This window comes from Microlunatus kandeliicorticis, assembly GCF_014137855.1.
In the GTDB taxonomy this organism is placed as follows: domain Bacteria; phylum Actinomycetota; class Actinomycetes; order Propionibacteriales; family Propionibacteriaceae; genus Microlunatus; species Microlunatus kandeliicorticis.
Window position 1 is genome coordinate 991,440 of record NZ_JACGWT010000001.1, and the last position, 20,483, is coordinate 1,011,922.

At 73.3% G+C, this 20,483-nt stretch carries 16 protein-coding genes; 6 read left to right on the forward strand and 10 right to left on the reverse strand.

Translation table 11 applies throughout. From position 1 onward, the window contains the following. The first annotated feature begins 163 nt into the window (after window positions 1–163). Window positions 164–2,521, forward strand: a complete 2,358-nt coding sequence (locus FHX74_RS04400; protein WP_182558810.1) for a discoidin domain-containing protein — start codon at window positions 164–166, stop codon at window positions 2,519–2,521. A gap of 105 nt (window positions 2,522–2,626) precedes the next feature. On the opposite strand, the gene FHX74_RS04405 is transcribed toward FHX74_RS04400, so the two are convergent. Genes FHX74_RS04405 through deoC form a run of 4 tightly spaced genes read right to left on the reverse strand, consistent with a single transcriptional unit; the run spans window position 2,627 to window position 6,394 of the window. Next, the gene (locus tag FHX74_RS04405; RefSeq protein ID WP_182558811.1) at window positions 2,627–3,004 is read right to left on the reverse strand and encodes a VOC family protein; all 378 of its coding nucleotides are present in this window, start codon (window positions 3,002–3,004) and stop codon (window positions 2,627–2,629) included. Between the two features lie 31 nt (window positions 3,005–3,035). Beyond that, window positions 3,036–3,923 carry an aldehyde dehydrogenase family protein gene (locus FHX74_RS04410; protein WP_182558812.1) on the reverse strand — a complete coding sequence of 296 codons (888 nt, stop codon included), beginning with the start codon at window positions 3,921–3,923 and terminating at the stop codon, window positions 3,036–3,038. Continuing rightward, entirely contained in the window at window positions 3,920–5,407 is a 1,488-nt protein-coding gene (locus FHX74_RS04415; protein ID WP_182558813.1) for an aldehyde dehydrogenase family protein, read from the reverse strand. Before FHX74_RS04415 ends, FHX74_RS04410 begins: the two co-directional genes overlap by 4 nt. 18 nt (window positions 5,408–5,425) lie before the next feature. After that, complete coding sequence (gene deoC / locus FHX74_RS04420; protein ID WP_182558814.1) at window positions 5,426–6,394, reverse strand: deoxyribose-phosphate aldolase; 969 nt, start codon at window positions 6,392–6,394, stop codon at window positions 5,426–5,428. 66 nt (window positions 6,395–6,460) lie between these two features. Here deoC and FHX74_RS04425 point away from each other — a divergent pair, with 66 nt between their 5' ends. The 3 genes from FHX74_RS04425 to FHX74_RS04435 all read left to right on the forward strand — a co-directional run bounded on the left by FHX74_RS04425 (window position 6,461) and on the right by FHX74_RS04435 (window position 10,000). Next, a complete protein-coding gene (locus FHX74_RS04425) occupies window positions 6,461–6,925 on the forward strand; it encodes a VOC family protein (RefSeq protein ID WP_182558815.1) in 465 nt (154 codons plus the stop codon). Between the two features lie 68 nt (window positions 6,926–6,993). Then, complete coding sequence (locus tag FHX74_RS04430) at window positions 6,994–7,839, forward strand: DNA-3-methyladenine glycosylase family protein (protein WP_182558816.1); 846 nt, start codon at window positions 6,994–6,996, stop codon at window positions 7,837–7,839. 301 nt (window positions 7,840–8,140) lie between these two features. Further along, window positions 8,141–10,000, forward strand: coding sequence for a glycoside hydrolase family 76 protein (locus tag FHX74_RS04435; protein WP_328823606.1), 1,860 nt, complete (start codon window positions 8,141–8,143; stop codon window positions 9,998–10,000). 348 nt (window positions 10,001–10,348) lie between these two features. Here the strand turns inward: FHX74_RS04435 and FHX74_RS20085 are convergent, their stop codons facing one another. The 6 genes from FHX74_RS20085 to FHX74_RS04465 form a co-directional block, all read right to left on the reverse strand. Further along, window positions 10,349–11,386, reverse strand: a complete 1,038-nt coding sequence (locus FHX74_RS20085; protein ID WP_182558818.1) for an N-acetylmuramoyl-L-alanine amidase — start codon at window positions 11,384–11,386, stop codon at window positions 10,349–10,351. Between the two features lie 35 nt (window positions 11,387–11,421). Then, window positions 11,422–12,192: a tryptophan-rich sensory protein gene (locus FHX74_RS04445; protein ID WP_182558819.1), complete on the reverse strand. Its 771-nt coding sequence runs from the start codon at window positions 12,190–12,192 to the stop codon at window positions 11,422–11,424. 70 nt (window positions 12,193–12,262) lie between these two features. Next, window positions 12,263–13,273, reverse strand: coding sequence for an NADP-dependent oxidoreductase (locus FHX74_RS04450; RefSeq protein WP_182558820.1), 1,011 nt, complete (start codon window positions 13,271–13,273; stop codon window positions 12,263–12,265). A gap of 50 nt (window positions 13,274–13,323) precedes the next feature. Beyond that, window positions 13,324–14,214, reverse strand: a complete 891-nt coding sequence (locus FHX74_RS04455; RefSeq protein ID WP_182558821.1) for a carbohydrate ABC transporter permease — start codon at window positions 14,212–14,214, stop codon at window positions 13,324–13,326. A gap of 1 nt (window position 14,215) precedes the next feature. Beyond that, entirely contained in the window at window positions 14,216–15,151 is a 936-nt protein-coding gene (locus FHX74_RS04460) for a carbohydrate ABC transporter permease (RefSeq protein WP_328823607.1), read from the reverse strand. Continuing rightward, entirely contained in the window at window positions 15,148–16,506 is a 1,359-nt protein-coding gene (locus tag FHX74_RS04465) for an extracellular solute-binding protein (protein WP_182558822.1), read from the reverse strand. Before FHX74_RS04465 ends, FHX74_RS04460 begins: the two co-directional genes overlap by 4 nt. Window positions 16,507–16,817: 311 nt before the next feature. Here FHX74_RS04465 and FHX74_RS04470 point away from each other — a divergent pair, with 311 nt between their 5' ends. Then, the gene (locus FHX74_RS04470) at window positions 16,818–19,328 is read left to right on the forward strand and encodes a glycoside hydrolase family 3 N-terminal domain-containing protein (RefSeq protein WP_328823608.1); all 2,511 of its coding nucleotides are present in this window, start codon (window positions 16,818–16,820) and stop codon (window positions 19,326–19,328) included. A gap of 25 nt (window positions 19,329–19,353) precedes the next feature. Beyond that, the gene (locus FHX74_RS04475; RefSeq protein ID WP_328823609.1) at window positions 19,354–20,460 is read left to right on the forward strand and encodes a LacI family DNA-binding transcriptional regulator; all 1,107 of its coding nucleotides are present in this window, start codon (window positions 19,354–19,356) and stop codon (window positions 20,458–20,460) included. Window positions 20,461–20,483 lie beyond the last annotated feature (23 nt).

A 20,483-nucleotide genomic window follows, 5' to 3' on the forward strand; every position in this document is an offset into this window, starting at 1 on the left:
CCGTGCCGGTGGACCATTCCGGGTGCCGAACTCACCGCCGTACGGGCGTCCCCGGGACTTCTTGACACGTCTGGGGGCCGGGGCCAGGGTGAGGGAGCCCGCACCGCCGGGTGCCGCCGCCGGACCCCGAGCCGCGGTGGCAGGTCGACACGACGGAGTGACGATGACCAGCACCCTCCCGCGCCCCACGCTCCCGCGCCCGGCTCTCTCGCGCCCGGCCCGCTCGCGCCCGGCCCTCGCGCGCCCGGCCGGCCGGCTCGTCCCGGCCACGACCACCGCGGTCACCGTCGTGGCGCTGGCCGTCGCCCCGCTCGGCCCGGTGGCGTCCGCGGCGGCGGCCCCGGCCGTCGACCCGTCCCTCGCGCCCGGCGCGGTGCGGGTCTGGACCACCGACCTGGCCGCGGGCCAGCACCTCGCACGGGGCGCGGACCTGTCCTGGTCGACCGGCCCGGTCACCGGTCCGGACGCCGGCACCGTGATCGCCGTCGACCCGACCCGGCGCTACCAGCGGATGACCGGGTTCGGGGCCGCGATGACCGAGTCGAGCGCGATCGTGCTCGGCCGGCTGCCCGAGGAGACCCGGCGCTCGGTGATGACCGACCTGTTCAGCCCGCGTCAGGGGATCGGGCTCAGCTTCCTACGCAACCCCATGGGCGCCTCGGACTTCGCCACCGACTCCTACAGCTACGACGACCAGCCGGCCGGGCAGACCGACCCGAGGTTGCGCGACTTCAGCATCGCCCGCGACGAGCAGGCGGTCATCCCGCGGCTGCGGGAGGCCCGCCGGATCAACCCCGGACTGACGCTGATGGGGACGCCGTGGTCACCGCCCGGCTGGATGAAGACCTCCGACTCGATGGTCACCGGGACGCTGCTCCCGCAGTACGCGAAGACCTACGCCCGCTACTTCGTGAAATACCTCGAGGCCTACCGGGCGGCGGGGCTGCCGGTGCAGTACGTCAGCGCCCAGAACGAGCCGCTCTACGAGCCGGCCACCTACCCGGGGATGAGCTTCACGGCCGACCAGGAGGCGGCGTTCATCGGGCGGGACCTCGGTCCGGCCCTCGCCCGGGCCGGGCTGGGGACCAAGATCCTCGGCTACGACCACAACTGGGACGTCCCCGCCTACCCCGAACAGCTGCAGGCCGACCGGCGTGCCGCCCGCTACGTCCCCGGGACGGCCTGGCACTGCTACGGCGGCGACGTCGGCGCGCAGTCGGTCGCGCACAACGACTACCCGCGGGCGCAGGCGTTCGAGACCGAGTGCTCGGGCGGGACCTGGCAGGGGACCGACACCCAGGCGTTCGCGGCCACCATGCAGACCCTGATCGGGGTGCCGCGGAACTGGGGCCAGTCGGTGGTGCTGTGGAACGTCGCCCTCGACGACCGGCGCGGGCCGCAGAACCACGGCTGCGACACCTGTCGCGGGCTGGTCACCGTGCACGACGACGGCACCGTGACCAAGGAACTCGACTACTGGGCGCTGGCCCAGGCCAGTCGGTTCGTCCGTCCCGGCGCGGTCCGGATCGCCTCCTCCGAGCCGGCGCTGCCGGCCGGCAGCACCGGCCTCAGCGACGTCGCGTTCACCAACCCCGACGGCAGCCAGGCGGTGATCGTCTTCAACGGCGGGACGACCGCCGCCGACCTCACCCTGCGGGTCGGCGGCCGGCACGTCAGCACCAGCCTGGCCGCCGGCGCCGCGGCCACCTACACGTTCCGTGCTCCGGCCGGGGTCCGGCCGGCCGGGGACGCCCGGCTCGGGTGGACCGACCTCGACCTCGGCCGCGCACCCGCGGGGACGCCGACCGGGCGGTACACGCTGAGCGTCGGTCCGGCGCTGCTCGACCAGCTCGACCAGGTGCGGGTCGGCGACCGCTGGCTGGTGATGTCCCGGCCGTACGGGTCGCAGCTGGTCGCGCCGGCCAGCACCGCGCTGAGCCGCACCGGCTGGCAGGTGACCGCCTCGGCGAGCGACCCGGACTCCCCGGTGGCCAACCTGCTCGACGGCGACCTGTCCACCCGGTGGAGCTCCGGCACCGGACAGGTGCCGGGGATGTCGTTGACGGTCGACCTGGGCGCCGCCCGGACGTTCAGCCAGCTGGTGCTCGACAGCGGGACGAGCGTCGGGGACTACCTCCGCGGCTACGAGCTGCAGACCTCCCCGGACGGCTCCGCCTGGACCACGGTGGCCCGCGGTCAGGGCACCGGGCCGGTGACCACGGTGGCGCTGCCCCGGACCACCGCGCGCTACCTCAGGATCGTCAGCACCGAGAGCTCGGGCAGCTGGTGGTCGGTGGCCGAGCTCAACCTGCGGGAGGCGTCCGGCACGGTGCGGCAGACCAGCCGCGGCACGCTGCGGCGTGACAGCGCCCGGCTGCCCGACGGGACGCGGGTGCAGGCGGCGCTCAACGCCGGCCGCTCGACCGCCCGGGTGGCGATCCCCGTCGCCGGCTTCGACTACCGCTACACCCTGCCCGCCGGGGCCGCGGTCACCTTCGCCGAGCGTCCGGTCACCGGCTGAGCCCGGAGCGCTTCGACAGGCTCAGCGCGCGGGACCACGACGGTGCCCTCGGCGCGCGGAGCCCGAGACGGTGCCCTGAGCCTGTCGAAGGGCAGGCGATCGACGTCAGCCCGCGGCGCCCGCCCGGTGTTCCACCAGCCCCACCAGGTTGCCCTCGGGATCGCGGACGAACGCCTGCCACTCGGCCGTGCCGGCCGGGCCGAGGGTGTCATCCTGGTGCTCGAAGATCACGTGGGGGTCGGACTCGACCACCTCGCCGCGGGCGCGGAGCCGGTCGACGGTGCCCACGACGTCGTCGACCGCGAGATAGAGCGTCGCGCTCGGCGCACCCTGCTCGAGCAGCAGCCGGACGCCGTCGAGGTCGAAGAACACCAGGCCCGGCGGGTCGAACGACGCCGTCGGCGGCACCCCGAGCAGATCGGCGTAGAAGGCGGTCGCCCGCGCGAGGTCGTCGGCGTGCTGGGCGATCTGGACCAGTCTCATGGTCGGCTCCCCGGTGGTCGAAGCGGCCGTGTCAGTAGCTGCTGCCGGCGGCCAGCGAGACCGCGCCGGTGGGGTGCCAGACGGTCTTGATCTCCAGGAACGCCCGCAGCCGGGCGGTGCCGGGGGCCGCGGCGAAGTCCGGGACGCCGGCCGGTCGGTAGACCCGCTTGACCGTCTCGGCGGAGTCGGCCTGGCAGGCGGCGGCCAGCTCGTCGTCGAGACCGGTGAGGTCGAGCGCGTCGACGTCGGCGTGCCGGGCCAGGTGGGGCGCGAGCTCGGCGGCGCTGCCGGTCAGCACGTTGACCACCCCGCCGGAGACGTCGGAGGTGGCCAGCACCTCGGCGAGCGCGATCGCCGTGCAGGCGTCGGGTTCGGCGGCCACCACCACCGCGGCGTTGCCCCCGGCGAGCACCGGCGCGAGCACCGACACCAGCCCGAGCAGCGGGGCGCCGGTCGGGGCGAAGACGGCCACCACCCCGGTCGGCTCGGGCGCGGAGTAGCTGAAGTAGGGCGCGGAGACCGGGTTGGCCGAGCCGAACACCGCGGCCAGCTTGTCGGTCCAGCCCGCGTAGTGCACCAGTCGCTCGACCGCCGTCTGCACCTCGGCGGTCGCGGTCCGGGCGGCCGCCCCGGTGGTCGTGGTGATCAGCTCGACGAACTGCGCGCTGCGGCCCTCGAGCATCTCGGCGATCCGGTAGATCACCTGGCCGCGGTTGTACGCGGTCGCCCCCGACCAGGCCGTGAATCCCTTGCGGGCGGCCGAGACCGCGTCCCGGGCGTCCTTGCGCGAGGCCTGCGCGGCGTTGGCCAGGAACCGTCCCTGGACGTCGGTCACCGGATAGGTGCGCCCCGACTCCGAGCGCGGGAACTTCCCACCCAGATAGAGCTTGTAGGTCTTGGGCACGGTCAGGTGGGTCATCGGTCCCCGTCCCGGCCGGTGCTCGCCGGACGGGCCAGCACCGGTTCGTCGTCGTCGTGCAGGTAGGCGCGCATGCCCGCCGGACCGCCCTCGCGGCCGAATCCGGACTCGCGGTAGCCGCCGAAGGCGGCGGTGGGGTCGAAGCGGTTGAAGGTGTTGTCCCACACCACGCCCGCACGGAGCCCGGCCGCCATCGCCATCGCCCGCGAGCCCTTCTCGGTCCAGACCCCGGCGCTCAAGCCGTACGGGGTGTTGTTGGCCTTGGCCAGCGCCTCCTCCGGCGTCCGGAAGGTCATCACCGACAGCACCGGTCCGAAGATCTCCTCCCGGGCGACCCGCATCGAGGGGCTGGCCTGCTCGAAGATCGTCGGCGCCAGGTACCAACCGCGGTCGGGCAGCGGGCAGGACGACGTCCACCGTTCCGCGCCCTCGGCGTCGCCGGCCTCCAGCAGCGCGGTGATCCGGTCCAGCTGGGCCGCGGAGTTGATCGCGCCGACGTCGGTGTTCTTGTCCATCGGGTCGCCGACCCGCAGCGTCTCCACCCGGCTCTTCAACCGGGCGAGGAACTCCTCGGCGACGGGTTCCTGCACCAGCAGCCGCGAACCGGCGCAGCACACCTGGCCCTGGTTGAAGAAGATCCCGTTGACCACGCCCTCGACCGCCTGGTCCTGGGCCGCGTCGGCGAAGACGATGTTGGCGCCCTTGCCGCCCAGCTCGAGGGTGAACTTGCGGCCGGTGCCGGCCAGCCGGCGCTGGATCTGCCGGCCGACCGCGGTCGACCCGGTGAAGGCGACCTTGTCGAGCCCGGGATGATCGACCAGAGCCGCCCCGACGTCCCCGGCTCCGGGGACGATGTTGACCACGCCCGGCGGCAGGTCGGCGTCGGCGATGATCTCGGCCAGCACCAGGATCGACAGCGGCGTGGTCTCGGCGGGCTTGATCACCACCGTGTTGCCGGCGGCGAGCGCGGGCGCGATCTTCCAGGCGGCCATCAGCAGCGGGAAGTTCCACGGGATCACCTGCCCGGCCACGCCCAGCGGGCGCGGGCTGGGGCCGAGCCCGAGGTGCTCGAGCTTGTCGGCCCAGCCGGCGTGGCTGAAGAAGTGCTGGGCCGCGGTCGGGACGTCGAAGTCCCGGGTCTCCTTGATCGGCTTGCCGTTGTCGAGGCACTCGACCACCGCCAGCTCACGCGACCGCTCTGCGATGCCGCGGGCGATCCGGAACAGGTAGGCCCCGCGCTGGGCGCCGGTCAGCCGCGACCAGGGTCCGTCGAACGCGGTCCGGGCCGCGCGGACGGCGACGTCGAGGTCCTCCTCGGCGACGGTCGAGACCACGCTGAGCAGTTCGCCGGTCCCCGGGTTGACCGTCTCCAGGTCGGCGCCCTTGCCCTCGACGAACTCGCCGTCGATGTAGGGCAGGTAGCGGTCGCGGACCCGGCCGATCGCCGCCGACTCGGGAGCCGCCGCGTAGCTGAAGTCGATCATGGTTCTCCTCCTGCCGCGTCAGTCGAGGCTGACGTAGTCGGCGCCCCAGTAGTGCCCGGCGCGCTGCGCCTGCCGCTGCATGATCAGGTCGTTGAGCACCGACGAGGCCCCGAACCGGAACCAGTGCGGGTCGAGCCACTCGGGTCCGGCGACCTCGTGGACCGCCACCAGGTAACGGATTGCGTCCTTGGTGGTGCGGATGCCGCCGGCCGGCTTGACCGCCCGCTGCTCACCGGTCAGCAGCTTCCAGTCGCGCACGGCCTGGAGCAGCACGTGGGTGACCGGGAGCGTGGCCGCCGGCGACACCTTGCCGGTCGAGGTCTTGACGAAGTCGGCGCCGGCGAGCAGGGCGAGCCAGGCGGCCCGCCGGACGTTGTCGTAGGTGGCGAGCTCGCCGGTCTCGAGGATGACCTTCAACCGAGCCCGCCCGGCGGCCTGCTTGATCGCCACGATCTGATCATGGACGAGCCCGTACCGCCCGGCCAGGAAGGCGCCGCGGTCGATCACCATGTCGACCTCGTCGGCACCGGCGGCCACCGCGAGCTCGGTGTCGGCGATCTTGACCTCGAGGCTGCTCCGGCCGGCCGGGAACGCGCTGGCCACCGAGGCGACCAGCACCCCGGAGTCGCCGAGGGTCTCCTTGGCCACCGCCACCCGGTCGGGGTAGACGCAGACCGCGGCCGGTCGCGGGGTGTCCGGAGCACCCGCGTCGGGAGTCAACGCCTTGCGGCACAGGTTGACGATCTTGCCCGGGGAGTCCGCGCCCTCGAGCGTGGTCAGGTCGACCATCGCGATGGCCAGGTCGATCGCGGCGAGCTTGCTGTCCTTCTTGATCGAACGGGTGGCCAGGCCGGCTGCACGCTGCTCGAGACCGACCGGGTCGACCGCCGGCAGCCCCTCGAGGAACCGCCGCAGGGCGGCCTCGTCGGCGCCGGCCGGGGGCAGCCCGGTGGCAGGCTCGCTCGGGGTCCCGACTGCCGTGCTCATTGCTCGATCCTAGCCAGGACCGACCGTCCGGTGACGGCTCGATCCCGTCGGGCGCAGGATGACGGGATGAGCGGAGCAACGGGTGACGACGCGGACCCGGCGACGTCGACCGGGCCGATCGGGCGTCCGCACCACCTGGTGGTCGACTCGGCCGATCCTGCGCGGGCGGCCGCCTTCTGGTCCGCGCTGCTCGGCCGCCCGGTGACCTGGTCCGAGCAGGACTTCGTGGTGGTGGCGCCGGACGACACCAGCTCCGGGCTCGCCTTCCAGCGGGCCCCGGACCACCGCCGTCCGACCTGGCCCGACCCGGCCGTGCCGCAGCAGCTGCACCTCGACGTGATGGTCGACGACCTCGACGCCGCCGGCGCGGCGGTGCTGGCGCTCGGGGCCACCCGGCTGCCCGACCACGGCGGCACGGACGGACGGAGCGACGTCTACGCGGACCCGGACGGACACCCCTTCTGTCTGATCCGGCGGCCGGGGTGGGCACCGCCGGTCGGCCGGGCCGGAACTGTCGGCGGTCACGGCTAACGTCCGGCGAGCCGGTAGGACGCCGGCACGACGCCGGCACGACGCCGGCTGGACGCAGGGGTGGGGACATGGGGCGACACCGGGTGGAGACCGAGGTGCGCGGGCCGTGGCGGCTCGACGTGAGCCGGGCGTTCTGGGAGGGCTTCAGCCCGAACCGGCTGCGCGACCAGGACGCGGGGTCCGCTCTGACCATGACCTTCCGCTCCGACACCGACTGGTCGCGGGTCGAGGCGGTCGTCCACCAGCAGGGGAGCAGCGCCGCGATCGAGGTCAGCGGTCCCGGTGACCTCGACGCCGCCGTCGAGCAGGTGCGTCGGGTGCTGGCCCTCGACGTCGACGGGACCGGGTGGCCCGCCGTCGGTGTCCGCGACCCCGTGATCGGGGCCGCCCAGGCCGAGCTGCCGGGGCTGCGTCCGTGCGGCTTCTACTCGCCCTACGAGGCCGCGGTCTGGTCGGTGCTGTCGCAGCGGGTGCGGATCACCCAGGCCGCGGCGCTGCGCGAGCGGATCACCCGCGAGCTCGGCGACGACGGAGCGTTCCCGGCTCCGGACAGGCTGCTCCGCGCCGGTCTCGACCTGCCCGGCCGGAAGAACGAGTACCTCGAGGCGGTGCTGGAGGCCGCGCTCGACGGCCGGCTCGCCGGCGCCGCGTTGCGGGCGGTCGACCCCGAGGTCGCGCTCGAGCAGGTCCGGGCGATCAAGGGCCTCGGTCCGTTCGCGGCCGAGCTGGTGGTGCTCCGCGGCGCCAACGCGCCGGACGTGCTCCCCACCCAGGAGAAGCGGCTCGCCGCCGAGGTCGCCGACCGCTACGGCGGGCGGCCGCTGGCCGAGGTCGGGGACGGCTGGCGACCGTTCCGCACCTGGGCCTCGGTGCACCTGCGAGCCCTGCGTGAGCGCGCCCGCACCGCGGCCTGAGCTCCCGGTCCGCGATCGGGTGCTTCCCGACCGGGTCATCGATTCCGTCGTTGGTTCTTGACACGTCGGGTCGGCCGGCGGTTCGATGGCGGGACGCTGGAAACGTTTTCAGCACGAGTGGTCCACGGACCGCCCACCCCTCACGCTCACCTCCACGGAAGCAGGTCGAGTCATGACCTTGGCAACGACGCCACCCCGTCCGCAGGATCCGCTCACGCCTGTCGAGCCCTCACCCGCCGCGGACCGGTCAGCTGTCCCTCGGACCCGACGGCGCGGCCGGCTCGCGGCCCTCTGTGCGTCCGTGCTGCTGCTGGTCACCGGTCCCGGGCTGACCACCGCGCACGCCGCACCGGAGCCGGCGGGGATCGCGGGTCCGTCGGGTCCGACCGCCGTCGCCCGGGCGCGGGTCGCCGCCGACGTGTTGATGAGCTCCTACGACCCGGACAAGGCGTGGTTCCCGTCGAGCTGGTGGAACTCGGCGGTCGCGCTGCAGACGATCGGCGACTACATGCAGCGGACGGGCGACCGGCGCTATCTCGGCCAGCTCGACAACACCTTCGTCAAGGACCAGGGCAGCTTCCCGGCCGGCGAGCTGTCCGGCGACCCGTTGCTCGGCAACTTCACCAGCCGGGCGATCGACGACTCGGAGTGGTGGGGGCTCACCTGGGTGCAGGCCTACGACCTGACCCACCAGCGGAAGTACCTCGACATGGCGGTCAGGATCGCCACCTACGTCCACGGCTACTGGGACACCAGCACCTGCGGCGGCGGCGTCTGGTGGGACGCCGAGCGGACCTACAAGAACGCGGTGACCAACGGTCTCTACGTCCGGCTGACCGCCGAGCTGCACAACCGGCTGCCCGGCGACACCCTCTGGCTCGGCCGGGCCACCGAGGCCTGGACCTGGTACACCCACAGCGGTCTGATCAACGCCGACGGTCTCGTCGACGACGGCCTGACCAGCACCTGCGCCAACAACGGCCAGACCGTCTGGAGCTACAACCAGGGGCTCGGGATCGGCGCCGGGCTGGAGATCTACCGGGCCACCGGGCAGAAGAGCGCGCTGCGCACCGCCGAACGGCTGGCCGACGCGACGCTCACCTCGCCGCTGGTCCGCGACGGCGTGCTGACCGAGTCCTGCGACGCCGCCGACCAGACCTGCGACGACAACGCCAAGCAGTTCAAGGGCGTCTTCCTGCGCTACTGGATGGACCTGGCCGACACCACCCACGCCGCCCGGTACACCCGGTTCGTGCACCGGCAGGCCCAGGCGGTCTGGACCGACGACCGCGACGCGGCCGACCGCCTGGGCACCCGGTGGTCGGGGGTGACCGGCGGGGACCACCCGAACGTCTTCGACTGGCGGACCCAGGCCAGCGCGCTCAGCGCCCTGATCGCCGACGTCCCGCAGCGGGCGCCGAAGCGCTCGCTGGCCGTGACCCTCGACCCCGCGCAGCCGGTGGTGATGCCGGCGAAGACCGGGACCACCACCGTGCGCACCACCGTGCGGGTCAGCGCCACCGGCCCGGCCGGCGCCCGGCTGCCCGTCCGGGTGCGGCTGAGCGCGCCGGGGGGCTGGGAGGTGACGCCGAGCAGCGCGACGCTCACCCTGACCACCCGCGGGGTCGCCCGGCCGGTGGCCGCGACCGTCACCGTCCGCGTCCGGGTCCCGGCCGGCGCCGCCACCGGGACCGGCACGGTGCGCGCCCGGGTCAGCGGCGGCGGCATGGCCTTCGACGGCCGGTCGGACGTGCTGGTCGCGCGCAGCATCGACTTCGACACCGGGACAGCGGCCGAGACCCCGTGGCTGTGGGACGCGGACGGCTCGCAGAGCAACGGCGTCCAGAACCGGTTCGCCGACGGCGACCACGACTTCGTCTACCGGTTCCCGCTGCCCCGCGACACCACCGCGGCGAAGGTCACGCTCACCATCGACGCCGAGTACCTGGTGCAGGCGAGCTCCGACGGCTCGACCTGGACCACCGTGCTCAAGGAGGACCAGCCGGTCACCGACGGTTCGAACAAGGGCGACCACACCCTCGACCTGACGCCCTACCTCGGCACCACCAAGACCGTCTACCTCCGGATCGCCGACAGCTTCCCGGCTGACGGCTGGGGCGGCCGGCTCTACCACCTGACCGGCACCTACACCGAGGCCTGACCACCACGGCGCCCTGAGCCTGTCGAAGGGCGAAGGGTGCGGCGCTTCGACAGGCTCAGCGTGCGTTCCCGCGGGAACGTCGCCACGGTGCCCTGAGCCTGTCGAAGGGCGAGGGGTGCAGCGCTTCGACAGGCTCAGCGCGCGTTCCAAGGTGAGGGGTGCGGCGCTTCGACAGGCTCAGCGCGCGTTCCCGCGGGAACGTCGCCCACGGTGCCCTGAGCCCGTCGAAGGGCGAGCGCTGAGGCGCTTCGACAGGCTCAGCGTGCGTTCGAGGGCGAAGGGTGCAGCGCGCTTCGACAGGCTCACCGCTCGTGCGAGGAAGGCTCAGCGCGCGTCGTCGCGGGCGGGTCAGCGACGGGCGGCGAGGCAGCGGCCGAGGGAGGCGCGGGTGGCGGGGGAGCGGTCGCCGTTGGGGACGGCGGCCTCGGCGCCGTCGAGCAGACCCTGGGCGTAGGCGGTCTCCTGGGCGACCGTCAGCTCGCTGGTGGTGCTCCCACCGGCGCGGGCGCCGAGCTCGTTGTAGACCCACGGCCGGTGGGTGAGCAGCTGGACCAGGGCCAGGTTGCCGGGTTCGAGCGGGGGCCGGCCGGCGAAGTTCTCCTCGGCCAGCCGGACCGGGCGGCCCTCGGCGCGGCTCCGGGCGCGGGCGATCAGGCGGGCGGCCCGGTCGCTGGCGCGGGCCACCGACGGCTGGTCGAAGACCGTCCGGTGACTCCCGCGACCGCGCCACATCGCGTGGTGGCGTCCGTCCACGGTCAGCCCGAGCTGGCTGTAGACCGCTTGGAACGTCGGTCCCTGGCTGTGGTCGTCGTGGACGCTGATGGCCAGCGCGGCGTGCGCCCGGTCGGCGATCCGGGCCCGCTCGGTCAGGCTGACGCTCGAGCTCTCGTGGGCCTTGGTCAGCAGCACCCGGTAGCCGTCGCTCCGCAGCCCGGCGGCGACGCAGCTGCTGACGTCGAAGACCTCGCGCATCTCCGGCTGGTTCGGGTAGTCGACGTCGAGCAGACCGTTCACCGTGCGGCTCCGGATCGACCGCCCGCTGTGACCCGGGTCGATGACGATCACTGGGTGGCTGGTCGCCCCGCCGGAGCCGGCGGTGCTGGAGGGCCGGGTCGACACGCGGGCCGACGGCCTGGCCGAGGCGCTGGCCGAGGACGTGACCGACGGCTTGCCTGACGGGGTGCCCGAGGGCGTGGCCGCGACGGTGGGAGGTGCGGTCGCGGTGGTCGGCGCGGGGAGCGCGGTCGCCGTGCTCACCGGCGCCGGGCCGGCCGACGGCACCGACCCGCACCCGGCCAGCGCGAGGCCCAGTGCGAGGCCCGGTGCGAGGCCCAGCGGCACCGGGACGATCAGGCGCGGGCGGCGGGGGCTCCGGGCGCGGCTCACGGCGTCACGCTAACCGGAGCCGGCCCGGTCGGGGGTCAGCCGAGCAGGATCGTCGGCTTGCGGTCGCTCCGCCCGGTCCGGACGATCAGCGCGGCCGCGACGACGACGGCGGCCAGCACGGCGGCCACCCGGACCACGTCCGACGGCGTGGCGACCACCACGGCCACCAGCGCCCACAGCGCGGTGAAGGCGAACGCGGCCAGCGCGGTGGCCCGGCCGACCACCCACAGGCAGCACAGCGTGGCCGCGGCCAGCAGCAGCACCGAGACCACGGTCACCCAGGCGGCGGCCGGCGGCATCCCGAGGCTGCGGAACGTCACGCCGAACCCGGCGGTCGCGGCGAGCACGGCCCAGCCGAGATAGAGCGTGATCGGCAGCCGGACCAGCGCCCGCTCGGTGGTCCGCTGCGCCGGCCCGGTGCGGGCGGCCCGCACCGCCGCGGTGATCAGCGCGACGACCAGCACCAGGATCACGATCTGCGACAGCCAGATCGTCCTGGTGGCGAAGATCGGCACCCAGACCGTGCTCGAGGCGAAGGCCAGTGCCATCCACCAGCCGGTCCGGCGCTGGACCGGGCGGGTCCGTTCGCTCGGGCGCAGCTGGTTGGTCGCGTAGGCGAGCGAGGCGAGATAGATCAGCCCCCAGATGCTGAAGGCGTAGCCGGCCGGGGTGATCAGGCTGCGGTTCGCGTCCGAGACCGCTCCGGTGTCGGGACCGATCCCGAGCAGGGTGGTCAGCGGCGAGCTGACGATCTGCAGGACGGCCAGCGCCAGGACGACGACGGAGCGGGTGCGGTCGGAGGACATGCGCCCAGTATCGGCGCGACGCGCAAGACGTCCCGGGACGCCGAGCGCTCGCGCCGCACCGCGGCACCGCTCAGAAGGTGACGACCATCTTCCCGGTGTTCTCCCCGGCCAGCAGGCCGAGGAACGCCCCGACGGCGGAGTCGAGACCCTCGCGGACCGTCTCGCGCACGACCAGGTCGCCCGCGGCGAACCAGCCGCCGACGCGCTCGGCGAACTCGCCCTGCAGGTCGCGGTGGTCGCCGACCAGGAAGCCCTCGAGCCGCAGCCGGTTGCTCACCATCAGACCGAGGTTGCGAGGCCCGGGCGGCGGCTCGGTGGCGTTGTAGGCCGAGATCGCCCCGCAGAGCGCACCGCGTCCGCGCAGCCGGAGCGCCCCGATGGCCGCCTCGAGCTGCTCGCCGCCGACGTTGTCGAAGTAGACGTCGATGCCGTCGGGGGCGGCCTCCCGCAGCCGGTCACGGACCGGGCCGTCGTGGTAGTCGAAGGCGGCGTCGAAGTGCAGTTCGTCGGTGAGGAAGGCGACCTTCTCGGCCGAGCCGGCGCTGCCGACGACCCGTCCGGCGCCGCCGAGCCTGGCGAACTGGCCGACCAGGGAGCCGACCGCGCCCGCGGCGCCGGAGACGAACACGGTCTCACCGGCCTGGAGGGCGCCGACCCGGAACAGCCCCGCGTACGCGGTCAGGCCGGGCATGCCCAGGACCCCGAGGTAGTGGCTGGGGGAAGCCCCCGGCACCTCGCGCAGCGGCTGGACGGCGTCGGCCGCGACCAGCGCGTGCTCGCGCCAGCCGAGGTTGTGCAGCACCAGGGTGCCGACCTCGACCGTGGTGTCCGGGCCTGCTGCCACCACTTCGCCGACCGCCCCGCCCTCGAGCGGAGCGTCGAGCCGGAACGGGGCCACGTAGGACTTGCTGTCGTTCATCCGGCCGCGCATGTACGGGTCGACCGACATCGCCCGGTTGCGGACCAGCAGCTGGCCGGGTCCGGGGTCGGGGAGCGTGGTCTCGACGAGCCGGAAGTCGTCCGGCGTCGGGGTGCCGTGCGGGCGCGCGGCGAGGTGGATCTCACGGGTCTGGGTGCTCACCGGGACACGCTAGGCCACCGCCGCAAACCGTGGCGGCGGTGGCCCCGGCGTCACTTCGAGAAGCCGGCGGTGAGCCCGGAGAGCAGCTGGCGTCGCCCGATCACGTAGAGCACCAGGATCGGCAGCGTGGTCAGCACCACCGAGGCCAGCACCGCGGGGACGTTGACGCTGTACTGGCCCTGGAAGCTCCACAGCGCCAGCGGGAGCACCCGCTTGTCCGGGCTCTGGGTCAGGATCAGCGGCAGCAGGAAGCCGTTCCAGATGCCGAGCGCGCTGTAGATGGTCACCGTGACCAGCGCCGGACGGGTCAGCGGGAAGGCGAGGTGCCACAGCGTGCCCCACTCCGAGGCCCCGTCCACCCGCATCGACTCGAAGAGCTCCTTGGGTACGTCGCGGATGAAGTTGCTCAGCACCAGCACGGCCAGCGGGATCGAGAAGGCGATCGACGGCAGCGCGATCGCGGCCAGGGTGTCGTAGAGCCCGAGCTTGATGATCAGCAGGTAGACCGGGATCACGGTCGCCTGCAGCGGGATGGCCAGGCCCATCAGGAACAGCGAGTTGATGAACCGGAGCACCCGCGTCCCGCTGCGGACGATCGCGTAGGCCGCGACGAACGACACCAGCACTCCGGGCACCACGGCGCCGACGGTGACGATCACGCTGTTGAGGAAGTAGCGCGGGAAGTCCGAGGCGATCACCAGCGAGTAGTTCTCGATGGTGGGCGCGTCGGGAACCAGCGGATTCGTGGCGTAGTAGACGTTCTGGCTCTTGAAGCTGGTGATCACGATCCAGTAGACCGGGATGATCACCAGCGCCAGCCAGACGATGCTCAGCACCCCGCCGATCACGTTGGGACGGAGCGTGGCCCGGCCCGACCGACGCGGCCGGCCGCCGGTGCTCACGGTGTCGGTGCGCTGCTCGGTGAGGGTCGCGGTCGCCACCTCAGGCTCCTTCCAGCTGGCTGTCGGTGCCGTTGCCGCCGAGCCGGCGGAGCAGCAGGGCGAGCACCAGGCCGACCAGTACGAGGATCACCGCGATGGCGCTCGCCGGCCCCATCAGGTTGGCCTGGAAACCGGTCTTGTACATGTCCAGCGCCAGCACCCGGGTGGCGTCGGCCGGGCCGCCCTCGGTCAGCACGAAGATCAGGTCGAAGAAGGTCAGCGACCCGACGACCATCAGCGTGGAGGAGGTGATGATCGTGTACTTCAGCTGCGGCAGGGTGATCGAGAAGAACTGCTGGAAGCGGCCGGCGCCGTCGATCAGCGCGGCCTCGTACATGCTGGTCGGGATCTGCCGGACCCCGCCCTGGTAGATCAGCGAGTGGAACGGGATGTACTGCCAGGACACCACGAAGATCACCACGCCCATGGCCAGCCCGGGCTGGCCGAGCCAGTCCTGGCTGAGGGCGGCGATGTGCAGCCCGGCGCTGAGCCCGAAGTTCGGGTCGAGCAGGGCCTTGAAGGCGATGGCGATCGCCGCCGAGCTGAGCAGCAGCGGGATGAAGTAGAGCACCGCCAGCACCGCGCGGTAGCGCTGCTGGCCGGCGATGAAGGTGCCGAGCAGGATGCTCAGCGGCGTCTGCACCAGCCAGCTCAGCGCCATCACCTCGAAGGTGACCAGCAGCGAGTGCGGCAGCCCGGGATCGGACAGCACCGCCTTCCAGCTGGTCAGCCCGGACGGCCGGATCGCGCCGATGCCGTCCCAGGTGGTGAACGACAGCGCCAGCACCCCGATCAGCGGGACGATCCCGAACAGGGTGAAGAAGGCGAGCGCGGGCAGCGCCATCCAGGTGAGGTCGGCCCCCTTCAGGTGACCGGCGCGGGAGCCTTCCCCCGGCGGCGCGGCCTGCACCGCCGCCGGGGCCGCGAGGGCGGTCACGATCCGATGGCCTTGTTCATGTTCTCGACCCACTGCTCGGGGGTGACGCTGAGCTGGAACAGCTTGGCGATGTTGTCGAGCAGGGTCTCGGCCTGGGTGGGGGAGAGCGCCTGGTCCCAGGACTGGGCGAAGTTCTTGGCCCCGCTGGCCGTCTTGTAGACGAAGGACAGGAAGTCCGCGTCGCCGCCGCTGCCGAAGTTCTTGTCGGCGCCGTTGACGATCGGGACGTTGCCGGCCTTGACCCAGGCCTGGGTCTCGGTGTCGTCGAGGACCGTGGTGGAGAAGAACTTCTTGGCCGCTTCCTTCTGCGCATCGGTCGCCTTGGCGGAGATCGACAGGTACTGGCCCGGGTTGCCGACGGTGTCGCTCGGGTCGCCCTTGCCGCCCTCGACGGTCGGGAAGTTCATGTAGCCGAGGTGGCCGCCGGTGACGAAGTCGCCGCCGCTCTCCTTCATGCTCCCGTAGGTCCAGCTGCCGTGCAGCATCATCGCGGCCTTGCCGGTGTAGAGCAGCGCCTGGTCGGCATTCGAGTCGGCGGTGATCGAGGAGAAGCCCTTGACGAAGCCCTTGGCCTTGACCAGGTCCTGGATCTTGGTCAGCATCTCGGTGACCGCCGGGTCGGACCAGGCGTCGGACTTGCCCTCGAACACGTTCTGGAAGACGCCCGAGCCGCCGATCCGGTCGAGCAGGAACTCCAGCCACATCATGTTCGTCCAGCGCGACTGCCCGCCCAGCGAGAACGGGGCGACGCCGGCGCCGTTGAACCTGTCGACCAGGTTCATCACGTCGGTCCAGGTGCTCGGCGGTTGCGCCCCGACCTTGTCGAAGACCGACTTGTTGTAGTAGAGGACGATCGGGGCGACCGTCTCACACGGCATCGCGTAGATCTTGTCGTTCACGGTGGCCGCGGCGAACGAGGAGGCGAACAGCTTCTGCTTGAGGGCGTCGTTCTGGCCGAACCAGTCGGTGAGGTCCTCGACCTGGTCGTTCTTGACGTACTCCTGCAAGCCGCCGCCGCCCCAGCCCCAGATGATCGACGGACCCTGACCGGCCCCGAGCGCGGTCTTGATCTTGGTCTTGTAGGCGTCGTTCGCGAACTCGGTGTAGGCGATCTTGCTGCTCGCGTTGGCCGCGTTGAACCGCTTGACGGTGTCCTCGCGGATCCCCTGGCCGGGCTGGCCGGTGAGGAACCAGTAGCTGGTGGAGCCGGCGTCGCCGCCCCCGTTGCCCCCGCCGCCGGCCGCACCGGTCTGGGTGGGGGTGGTGCCGCCGCAGGCGGCGAGCGCGGCCGCGCTCGCCGGGACGCCGAGGGCGAGGCCGAGGAACTTCCGGCGCGAGGTGATTCTGGGGTCCACGTTGATCTCCCTGTCGGTTGCCGGGACGGCGTCGCGTCCCACGAGCGCTGAGGCTGGGTGCCGCGGCGGCGACCGACCGAGGCTCGAGGTGAACCGCCGCCGCTGGCCGGGCCAACGTAAATTTGCGCAAGATGTGCTGTCAAGCAATTCGCACCGATCGGTCCTGTGCCGTGATCTATTCGAGACCGAGCCGTCGGCGAGGTCGTCTTTCCCTGCTGACACGGGGGTTGTGGCGTTGTATGGTGCGTCGGTCGTCCGCCGGTCGCGACCTCGAAACTTTCGACAGCGGCTGGGCCCAACCTGGAGGTGCCGTGACCACGACCCCGATCCACGACCGCCGCGCCACCGATCCGAATGCGGTCTGGCGCGACGTCGACCGGCCGGTGGCCGAACGGGTCACCGCGCTGCTGGCGGCGATGACCCTGGAGGAGAAGGTCGGGCAGCTGGGCAGCCGGTGGGTGGGCAACGACAGCGCGGACGGCGGCGGGGCGATGAGCCCCGAGCTCCAGCACCACGACGACGGCGCGCAGCACCCACCGGCCGCGACCGACACCAGCGAGACCGACACCAGCGAGAACGACACCGTCGGGGCGGACACCAGCTTCAACGTCGCCCCGCTGGCCGACGTGTTCGCCGCCGCGGGCAACCCCACGCTCGAGGAGGCCAGCCGCCACGGGCTCGGCCACCTGACCCGGGTCTACGGCAGCGTCCCGCTGACCCCGCGGCAGGGGGCCGAGGAGCTGGTCCGCCAGCAGCGGGTGGTGCTGGCCGGGTCACGGCTCGGGATCCCCGCGCTGGTGCACGAGGAGTGCCTGACCGGGTTCACCGCCTACGGCGCGACGGTCTATCCCGCGGCGATCGCCTGGGGGGCCGCCTTCGACCCGGGCCTGGTCGAGCGGATGGCCGCGGCGATCGGGGCGGACATGGCCGCGCTCGGTGTCCACCAGGGGCTGTCGCCGGTGCTCGACGTGGTCCGCGACTACCGCTGGGGGCGGGTCGAGGAGACCATCGGCGAGGACCCGTACCTGGTCGGCACGGTGGCGGCGGCCTACGTCCGCGGGTTGCAGAGCGCCGGGGTGATCGCCACCCTCAAGCACTTCGCGGGCTACTCCGCCTCGCGCGGCGCGCGCAACCACGGCCCGGTGCCGATGGGCCGACGCGAGCTGGCCGACGTGATCCTGCCGCCGTTCGAGCTGGCGGTCCGCGAGGCCGGCGTCGGCTCGGTGATGAACTCCTACGCCGACGTCGACAACGTCCCGGCCGCCGCCGACCGCTGGCTGCTCACCGAGCTGCTCCGCGACGCCTGGGGGTTCACCGGGACGGTGGTCTCCGACTACTGGGCGATCCCGTTCCTCGCCTCGATGCACCGGGTGGCCGGCGACTTCGACGACGCCGGCGTGCTCGCTCTGGAGGCCGGGATCGACGTCGAGCTGCCCGACACCATCGGCTACTCCCAGGTGCTCGCCGACCGGGTCCGTGCCGGCGAGCTCGACGAGGCACTGATCGACCGGGCGGTGACCCGGCTGCTGACCCAGAAGGTCGAGCTGGGTCTGCTCGACCCCGACTGGACGCCCGAGGGGTCGGTGGCCGGCGTCGGAGCGGTCGACCTCGACGGGCCGGGCAACCGGGCGCTGGCCCGCGAGCTCGCCGAGCGGTCGGTGGTGCTGCTCGAGCCGGGCAGCGCACTGCCGCTGCTCGCCCGTGACCGGACCCCCGGGCTGGGCACGGTGGCGGTGGTCGGGCCGTGCGCCGACGACCCGCGGACGTTCATGGGCTGCTACGCCTTCCCCAATCACGTGCTGCCCCGGCACCCGGGCTTCGGGCTCGGTCTGGAGGTGCCGACACTGCGCGCCGCGCTGGCCGCCGAGCTCGGCGAACACGGGGTGGAGACCGTCCACGCCCCCGGCTGCGCGGTCTCGGGCGGCGACCGGTCCGGTTTCGCCGCGGCGGTCGAGGCGGCGTCCGCGGCCGACCTGTGCGTCGCCGTGGTCGGTGACCTGGCCGGTCTGTTCGGGCACGGCACCTCGGGCGAGGGCTGCGACGCCGAAGACCTGAGGCTGCCGGGCGTCCAGGCCGAGCTGCTCGAGGCGCTGTTCGCCACCGGCACCCCGGTGGTCGTGGTGGTGGTCTCCGGGCGGCCGTACGCGCTCGGTGCGGTCGCGCCCCGCGCGGCCGGGCTGGTGCAGGCCTTCATGCCCGGCGAGGAGGGCGGCGCCGCGGTCGCCGGCGTCCTCACCGGCCGGGTCCAACCGTCCGGACGCCTGCCGGTGCAGATCCCGCGGCGCCCCGGGGCGCAGCCCGGCACCTATCTGCAGCCGCCGCTGGGCAGTGAGCACGGCGGGACGACCAACCTCGACCCGACGCCGCTCTACGGCTTCGGCCACGGCCGCAGCTACACCACCTTCGGCTACGACGACCTGCGGCTGAGCGCGTCCGAGATACCCACCGACGGCACGGTCGAGATCTCGGTGCGGGTGACCAACACCGGCGACCGGGCGGGCTCCGAGGTGGTCCAGCTCTATCTCCACGACGTGGTCGCCTCGGTGGCCCGCCCCGTGCTCCAGCTGACCGGCTACGCCCGGGCGGACCTGGACCCCGGCACCTCGGCCCGGGTGACCTTCCGGGTGCACGCCGACCGGACGTCGTTCACCGGTGCCGACCTGCGCCGGGTGGTCGAACCCGGGGCCATCGAGGTGCTGGTCGGGCCGTCCGCGACCGACCTGCCGTGCCGTGGCCGGGTGACGCTGACCGGTCCGACACGACGGGTCGGCGTCGATCGCGTGCTGACCACCCCGGTCGACGTCTCCGTAGACTCGGCCTGACGGTCTGAGCCCCAGGCCGGTGACCGTGGGAGGACCAGTGGCGGCGGAGGAGACGGCAGCCGCCGACGGCGGCCGACGGACCGGGGACCGGGCACGCGGCCGTCGGCGCGGCGGCACCGCGAACCTGGCCACCGTGGCCGCCTCGGCCGGGGTCTCGATCGCCACCGTCTCCAAGGTGGTCAACGGCCGCTCGGACGTCGGACCCGAGACCCGGGCCCGGGTGCAGAGCCTGCTCGAGCAGCACAACTACGTCGGCCGTCGGGCCGAGCCGGCGACCGGGACCGGCCCCCGGACCGTCGAGCTGGTCTTCCACGGCGACCAGACCGGCTACGCGCTGGCCATCCTCGACGGAGTGCTCGAGGCGGCCGCCCGGGCCGGGGTGAGCGTCGCAGTCAGCGTCCGGGCCCGGCGCGACCACCCGGTGGAGCAGCCGCCCGCCAACGTCTGGGTGCGGCAGCTGGTCGCGCTCGACCGGACCGCGGTGATCGACGTCGTCGACGACGCCCGGCACGGCGACCTGGCCGCGCTGGCCCGCTCGAAGGTCCCGTTCGTGCTGCTCGACCCGCTGAGCCTGCCGCAGCGCGAGGTGCCCAGCATCGGCACCACCAACTTCTCCGGCGCGCTCACCGCCACCCAGCACCTGATCGACCTCGGCCACCGGCGGATCGCCCACTACGGCGGGCCGCCGGAGTTCCTGTTCAGCCGGGCCCGGGCGCACGGCTACCGCGCCGCGATGGAGGGGGCCGGGCTGCCGGTGCCCGACGGCTACGTCGGCGTCGGCTCCTACGACCACGCCGGCGGGGTGGCCGGGGGCGGTGCGCTGCTCGACCGGCCGGACCGGCCGACCGCGATCTTCGCGGCCACCGACGAGAGCGCGGCCGGCGTCATCGAGGCGGCCCGGCTGCGGGGGCTCCGGGTGCCCGAGGACCTGAGCCTGGTCGGCTTCGACGACGCGCCGATCTCCCGGCTGCTCTCGCCGCCGCTGACCACCGTGCGCCAGCCGCTGCTCGAGATGGGCCGGGTGGCGCTGCAGACCGCGCTGCGGCTGGCCGCCGGCGAGCCGCTCGAGGTGCACCACGTCGAGCTGGCCACCGAGCTGATCGTCCGGGCCTCCACCGCACCGCCGGTCTGAGGCGCACGCACCGCCGGATCGCT

Excerpts from the sequence above, each read along its gene's own strand:
- deoC (WP_182558814.1), bottom strand. The coding sequence starts at position 6,394 with ATGAGCACGGCAGTCGGGACCCCGAGCGAGCCTGCCACCGGGCTGCCC.
- FHX74_RS04425 (WP_182558815.1), top strand. The coding sequence starts at position 6,461 with ATGAGCGGAGCAACGGGTGACGACGCGGACCCGGCGACGTCGACCGGG.
- FHX74_RS04430 (WP_182558816.1), top strand. The coding sequence starts at position 6,994 with ATGGGGCGACACCGGGTGGAGACCGAGGTGCGCGGGCCGTGGCGGCTC.
- FHX74_RS04405 (WP_182558811.1), bottom strand. The coding sequence starts at position 3,004 with ATGAGACTGGTCCAGATCGCCCAGCACGCCGACGACCTCGCGCGGGCG.
- FHX74_RS04445 (WP_182558819.1), bottom strand. The coding sequence starts at position 12,192 with ATGTCCTCCGACCGCACCCGCTCCGTCGTCGTCCTGGCGCTGGCCGTC.
- FHX74_RS04400 (WP_182558810.1), top strand. The coding sequence starts at position 164 with ATGACCAGCACCCTCCCGCGCCCCACGCTCCCGCGCCCGGCTCTCTCG.
- FHX74_RS04415 (WP_182558813.1), bottom strand. The coding sequence starts at position 5,407 with ATGATCGACTTCAGCTACGCGGCGGCTCCCGAGTCGGCGGCGATCGGC.
- FHX74_RS04410 (WP_182558812.1), bottom strand. The coding sequence starts at position 3,923 with ATGACCCACCTGACCGTGCCCAAGACCTACAAGCTCTATCTGGGTGGG.